This is a genomic window from Streptomyces sp. NK15101, from assembly GCF_020400725.1.
Classification (GTDB): Bacteria; Actinomycetota; Actinomycetes; order Streptomycetales; family Streptomycetaceae; genus Streptomyces.
Genome location: NZ_JAINVG010000172.1, coordinates 1 through 5,486, shown reverse-complemented (window position 1 = coordinate 5,486; position 5,486 = coordinate 1). Strand labels below are relative to the sequence as shown.

At 73.1% G+C, this 5,486-nt stretch carries 5 protein-coding genes and 1 pseudogene; 1 reads left to right on the top strand and 5 read right to left on the bottom strand.

What is annotated here, in order from left to right; translation table 11 throughout:
• From K7G60_RS38180 to K7G60_RS38170, 3 genes are all read right to left on the bottom strand, one after another.
• Positions 1-500 (bottom strand): ATP-binding protein (locus tag K7G60_RS38180; RefSeq protein WP_374115747.1); only part of this gene is annotated, 500 nt, incomplete at its 3' end.
• Positions 501-564: 64 nt separating this feature from the next.
• Positions 565-2,307 carry a pyruvate dehydrogenase gene (locus tag K7G60_RS38175; protein WP_225805565.1) on the bottom strand — a complete coding sequence of 581 codons (1,743 nt, stop codon included), beginning with the start codon at positions 2,305-2,307 and terminating at the stop codon, positions 565-567.
• A 27-nt stretch (positions 2,308-2,334) separates the two neighbouring features.
• On the bottom strand, positions 2,335-3,612 hold the full coding sequence (locus K7G60_RS38170; RefSeq protein WP_374115748.1) for a protein phosphatase 2C domain-containing protein: 1,278 nt from the start codon (positions 3,610-3,612) through the stop codon (positions 2,335-2,337).
• Here K7G60_RS38170 and K7G60_RS39320 point away from each other — a divergent pair.
• Positions 3,593-3,904 (top strand): hypothetical protein, encoded by a 312-nt coding sequence (locus tag K7G60_RS39320; protein WP_308083261.1) that lies wholly within the window; start codon positions 3,593-3,595, stop codon positions 3,902-3,904. The two genes, K7G60_RS38170 and K7G60_RS39320, sit on opposite strands and share 20 nt — an antisense overlap.
• Positions 3,905-4,062: 158 nt before the next feature.
• Here K7G60_RS39320 and K7G60_RS38165 read toward each other — a convergent pair whose 3' ends face one another.
• A complete protein-coding gene (locus tag K7G60_RS38165) occupies positions 4,063-4,953 on the bottom strand; it encodes a hypothetical protein (protein ID WP_225805563.1) in 891 nt (296 codons plus the stop codon).
• Positions 4,954-5,154: 201 nt separating this feature from the next.
• Positions 5,155-5,424 (bottom strand): annotated as a pseudogene (locus K7G60_RS38160) (PA domain-containing protein); the annotation flags it as partial.
• Positions 5,425-5,486 lie beyond the last annotated feature (62 nt).

Genomic DNA, 5,486 nt, shown 5'->3' with positions numbered 1-5,486 from the left:
CAGCTGTGGGGCGGGGGGGGGAAACAGAGGGCGGGGGGGGGGCCCCCCCCCGGGGCGCCCCCGCCGTTCAGTTCGAACCACACCACCTTGCCCGTGCCGTTCTCCTCGACCCCCCAGGAGTCGGCCAGGGCCTGGACGAGGACGAGTCCCCGGCCGTGCGTACCGTCGTCGGCGGGCGGTGCGTGCGGCCTCTTGAGTCCGGGCACGAAGTCGCGGACCTCGACCCTCAACTGCTCGGGGACGACCGTCGCGGACACGACGGCCCCGTGCTCGGTGTGGACCAGGGCGTTGGTCACCAGTTCGCTGGTGAGCAGTTCGGCCACGTCGGAGGCGCCCGGTCCGCCCCACTTCCGCAGCAGTTCACGCAGGGCATGCCGCACCTCCGGCACCGCGGTGAGATCGGCGCATCCCACCTTTCTGAGCAGTTGAGTCGGCTGTCGTGCCTCCCCGGCCATATCCCCCACCCACAGGTCGCGTCGAACAGGCTCACGGGGATGCATGCCCCGCCTCACCGTCCGCATTCATGAGGTGGTGGCGGAGGGTGAGGGGTGGCCGGAAAGCCCCTCAGGGCCTGGGGACGTTGCGCAGGTTGGAGCGGGCCATCTGGAGCATCCGGCCCACTCCGCCGTCCAGGACGATCTTACTGGCGGAGAGCGCGAAGCCGGTCACCATGTCGGCGCTGATCTTCGGCGGGATGGAGAGCGCGTTCGGGTCGGTGACGACGTCGACCAGGGCCGGCCCCTTGTGCTTGAAGGCGTCCTTGAGGGCGCCCGCGAGCTGCTTGGGCTTCTCGACCCGGACGCCGTAGGCCCCGGCGGCACGGGCGATGGCGGCGAAGTCCGGGTTCTTGTTCGTCGTTCCGTACGAGGGGAGTCCGGCGACCAGCATCTCCAGCTCGACCATGCCCAGCGAGGAGTTGTCGAAGACGATCACCTTCACGGGCAGGTCGTACTGGACGAGGGTCAGGAAGTCGCCCATCAGCATCGAGAAGCCGCCGTCGCCGGAGAGCGAGACGACCTGGCGGTTCCGGTCGGTGAACTGGGCGCCGATCGCCTGCGGCAGGGCGTTCGCCATGGAGCCGTGGCTGAACGAGCCGATGATCCTGCGCCGTCCGTTGGGCGAGAGGTAGCGGGCCGCCCATACGTTGCACATACCGGTGTCGACCGTGAAGACCGCGTCGTCGTCGGCGAGGTCGTCGATGACGGAGGCGACGTACTCGGGATGGATCGGGACGTGCTTCTCGACCTTGCGGGTGTAGGCCTTGACGACGCCTTCCAGGGCGTCGGCGTGCTTCTTCAGCATCTTGTCGAGGAAGCGGCGGTCGGTCCTGGCGCGGACCCGGGGGATCACGCAGCGCAGCGTCTCGCGGACGTCCCCCCAGACGGCCAGGTCGAGCCGGGAGCGGCGGCCGAGGTGCTCGGGCCGGACGTCCACCTGCACGATCTTGACGTCGTCGGGCAGGAAGGCGTTGTACGGGAAGTCGGTGCCGAGCAGGATCAGCAGGTCGCACTCGTGGGTGGCCTCGTAGGCCGCGCCGTACCCGAGCAGACCGCTCATGCCGACGTCGTACGGATTGTCGTACTGGATCCACTCCTTGCCCCGCAGGGCGTGGCCGACCGGCGCCTTGACGCGCTCGGCGAACTGCATCACCTCGGCGTGCGCCCCCGCCGTGCCGCTGCCGCAGAAGAGCGTCACCCGGTCGGCCGCGTCGATCATCCGCACGAGTGCGTCGACCTCGGTGTCCCCGGGGCGGACGGTGGGCCGGGTGGTGACGAGCGCGGTCTCCGCCGTCTTCTCCGGGGCCTGCTGGGAGGCGATGTCGCCGGGCAGCGAGACGACGCTGACGCCGCCGCGGCCGACGGCGTGCTGGATCGCCGTCTGGAGCAGCCGGGGCATCTGCTTCGGGCTGGAGATGAGTTCGCTGTAGTGGCTGCACTCGCGGAACAGCTGGTCGGGGTGGGTCTCCTGGAAGTAGGAGAGCCCGATCTCGCTGGACGGGATGTGCGAGGCGAGCGCGAGGACCGGGGCCATGGAACGGTGCGCGTCGTACAGTCCGTTGATGAGATGGAGGTTGCCGGGCCCGCAGGAGCCCGCGCAGGCGGCGAGGCCGCCGGTGATCTGGGCCTCGGCGCCCGCGGCGAAGGCGGCGGTCTCCTCGTGCCGCACCTGGATCCAGTCGATCGCCGGGGTACGGCGGATGGCGTCGACGACCGGGTTCAGGCTGTCGCCGACCACTCCGTACAGCCGTTGGACGCCTGCCCGGACGAGGATGTCGACGAACTGTTCCGCAACGTTCTGTTTGGCCATGGCTCCATCAACACACGGCCCGGTGGGTTACGCCTCCCAGACGGCCACCCCCGTACGGTCGTCGGCGTAACCGGTCACCCTCAACTGGGTGTCGGCGAGGAAGGCTGCGAGGCCGGGCGGCTCGGCGTCGGCCCAGCGGGCGGCGAGCTCGCGGGCGAGCGCGGGTTCGCCGCGCATCGGCTCGGCGAGACCGGGCGAGGCGAGGAGCAGGGTGTCGCCCGGGCGGGCGACGGACGCGCGGAAGCGGAACGGCTCCGCGGGCGGCGGCACGGGGTCCTCGACGAGCGGCGGCGCGGTGGTGATGCCGAGGTCCATGGTGAGCCTGTCCCCCTCCTCGGACGCCTCCGGGGCGGGCGGCGGCGAGCCGAAGCCGACGACGGGGGCGCCGGTGACGGCGGCCGGTTCGGGCAGGAGCGGTTCGAGGTCCTGCCAGGAGCCGTCGCGGAGCCGGAAGAGACCGCCGGCACCGATGCCGAAGAAGACGCGGGTGCGGCACTCGGGGTCGGCGGGGACCAGGAGGCAGCGGAGGGTCGCGGTGTACTCCTCGGGGGCGAGGCCCCGCTCGGCGGCGCGGGCCCGCAGCTTGCCGTACGTCCGGTCGGTGAGCCGGTGGAGGCCGGACTTGAGGTCGCCCCGGCGGCCGGACCTGATGTCCTCGGAGAGGCGGGCGTGGCTGCGGCAGACGGCCTCGGCGATCCAGTGGCAGGCGTCGGCGGCGGCGAGGTGGGCGTCCTCCGCGGCGCGGGCGCCGGCGGCGACGGCGACGAGGACGAGCGCGGTCTCGTCGTGGCCGAAGCGGGCGGTGAGCAGGGCGTCCCGGCGGGGCTCGCCCCGGTAGCGGGCGGAGTCGCCGCGCACGGAGGCGGCGCGCAGGGTGCAGGTGCCGTAGCGGGCGCCGTCGAGGACGGTGTCGGCGACCAGTTCGGCGAGCCCGCCGGGGCGGGCGACGGGCAGCGCGGTGGGCTCGGGCTCGTAGGTGGGCGGTCTGCTGCCGACGAAGCCGGTCCTCGGGCGGGGCACGGACACCTCGACGGTGAGGTCGGGGCCGGGCTCCCGCTCCTCACCGGCCGGTTCGTCGGGCAGGGGCACCTGGACGGTGGGCGTCTCGACGGGCACGGCGACCGGAGGTGCCGGCGGAGGCGGGGCCGGGAAGGTCCGCGGCCCTCTGTCCCCGGGCGCCTCCCAGGGCGCGTGCCCGGCCACGGGGGGCACCTGCCGGGGCGCGGGGGCGACGCTCGGCGCGGGAGGCGCGGGAGGCGCGGGAGGCGCGGGAGACGGGGGTGGCGTGCTCGGCGTGGCGGCCACCGGCGGCTCGGGCGGCGGCGCGCTCGGCCGGGAGGTCACCGGCGGCGCGGGCGGCACCAGGGGCGCGCTCGGTGCCGGTGGCAGGGGTGGCGCCGGGGGCGGGGGCGTGGACGGCGTGACCCCGGTCGGCGCCTTCTCCGGGCTCGGCGGCGTGGGCGCCGTCGCCCGGGTCGGCAGCGCCGCCGGCGAACCGTCCCTCCGGGGCGGCGTCGCGCGGGGTGTCGTGTCGAAGTGGTCGTCGAGCGTGTCACCCGAGACCGTCGGGGCCGTCTCCGGCACCGACTCGTCGTAGAGCTTGTCCCACCAGTTGTCCCCCTGCTGAGTCATGCCCTTATTGTCCACCGCTCACGGCGTCCGAAAACGGGACACCAGGAAAACCGTTGCCGCAAATGGGTGGTCCGCCGGGCGACCCCACCCCCCACGGGAAGGACGCCCGGCGGACCGGCGTGATCAGCGCACGTCGTAAGCGCGGACCACGGTCTGGGTGACGGAGTTGCCGTCGGCGTCCGTCAGTTCGGTCTTCAGGGTGACCTGCTTGCCGGTCGCGTCCGCGTGGTTCACGGTCGCGGTCCAGCCGTCGCCCTGCTGAGAGACCCGCGCTTCGGTCCAGGTCGTACCGCCGTCGTAGGAGTACGAGAGCTTCGCCGAGGTGAGCGCCGCGGGGCTGTAGCCCGCGTGACCGGTCGCGGTGAGGCCGATGTGCTGGCCGTCGGTCGCGGCGAGGGTCTTGAGTCCGTCCTCCGGAAGGTCGTACCGGGGGAAGAGAATGGGGATGCCCTGAGAATAGACGCTCTCGTCAAGCTTGGAGGTGAATTTCCACACCGAGTTGACGGATGTGGAGCGGGCCCACACCTTGCTGCCTATCTTCATGGTGTTCTGTTCCAGCGTGTACGTCCCGGCTTCGGCCGGTACCTCGAAGACGCCGAACGGCCAGGAGCTCCGGTCGAGGACCTCGCCGTCACGGCTGAGGCTGAGGTTGCCGATGTCGCCGAAGGACCCGGGCACGGCGTGGTGGGTGTTGTCGCCCCACATGGCGTTCGCGAATCCGATCAGGTTGCCCTGGCGCTCGGCGACGAGGACCGGCTTCCCCGCGTCGTCGCGCGGGGCGGTGGGGGCGAGGACGCCGTCGTACCAGTTCTCGGCGCGCCGTTCGCCGGGCGCGTACGCGTGCGGGGTGCCGACCATGATCTCGCCGAAGGGGAAGCTGCTTCCGGTCATCGGCTCCCAGGTGGTGTCGCCGGCCGAGTAGTACTCGGTGCGGGTGCCGGGCGCGGGGACCGTCTCCAGGGAGCCGAAGCCGACGCGGACCCCGTCCGGGCGGCGGGCGGCCGGGAAGTCCATGAAGTCGGTGGCGATGCCGGCCGAGCCGTAGGTCGAGTCGGTGCGGCCGAGCCGGGAGTCGTGGACCCGGTAGTCCTTGTCGTCGCGGATCGCGCCGGTCTCGGGGAAGGCGAGGTTGTAGAGGTACGGGCTCTTCGCGGTGGCCTGCCAGTCGAGGGTGACCTCGCCGGCCGCCAGCCTGCCGAGGAGCTCGGTCGCCTCCGCGGACGGGACGGAGAGGACGGGGAGGCCGGGGCCGGTGAAGCCGCCGCCGGGGTACCAGCGGCCGGGGGCGGCGTGGTACGCGATGACGGCGACGGCGCCGGCGGCCTTGGCGTTCCGGGCGAGGGCGCCCGCGCCGGTGGAGTCGTCCGGGAGCCGGACGAGGGCGATGCGGCCCTGGACCCCGGCGGCCCTGAGCTCGTCCGGCGTGCCCGTTCCGGCGTCGACGAGGCGGGCGGAGCCGGTGCCGTCGAGGTTGTCGGAGCCGATGGAGGCGGGCAGCGGGGGCTTGATCGGCCACGCCCGGCGGCGAGGTCACCGGGCAGCATGAC

What these genes read in the sequence shown, in the direction of transcription:
- K7G60_RS38165 (WP_225805563.1), bottom strand. Translation starts at nt 4,953, where the DNA reads ATGGACTTCCCGGCCGCCCGCCGCCCGGACGGGGTCCGCGTCGGCTTC.
- K7G60_RS38175 (WP_225805565.1), bottom strand. Translation starts at nt 2,307, where the DNA reads ATGGCCAAACAGAACGTTGCGGAACAGTTCGTCGACATCCTCGTCCGG.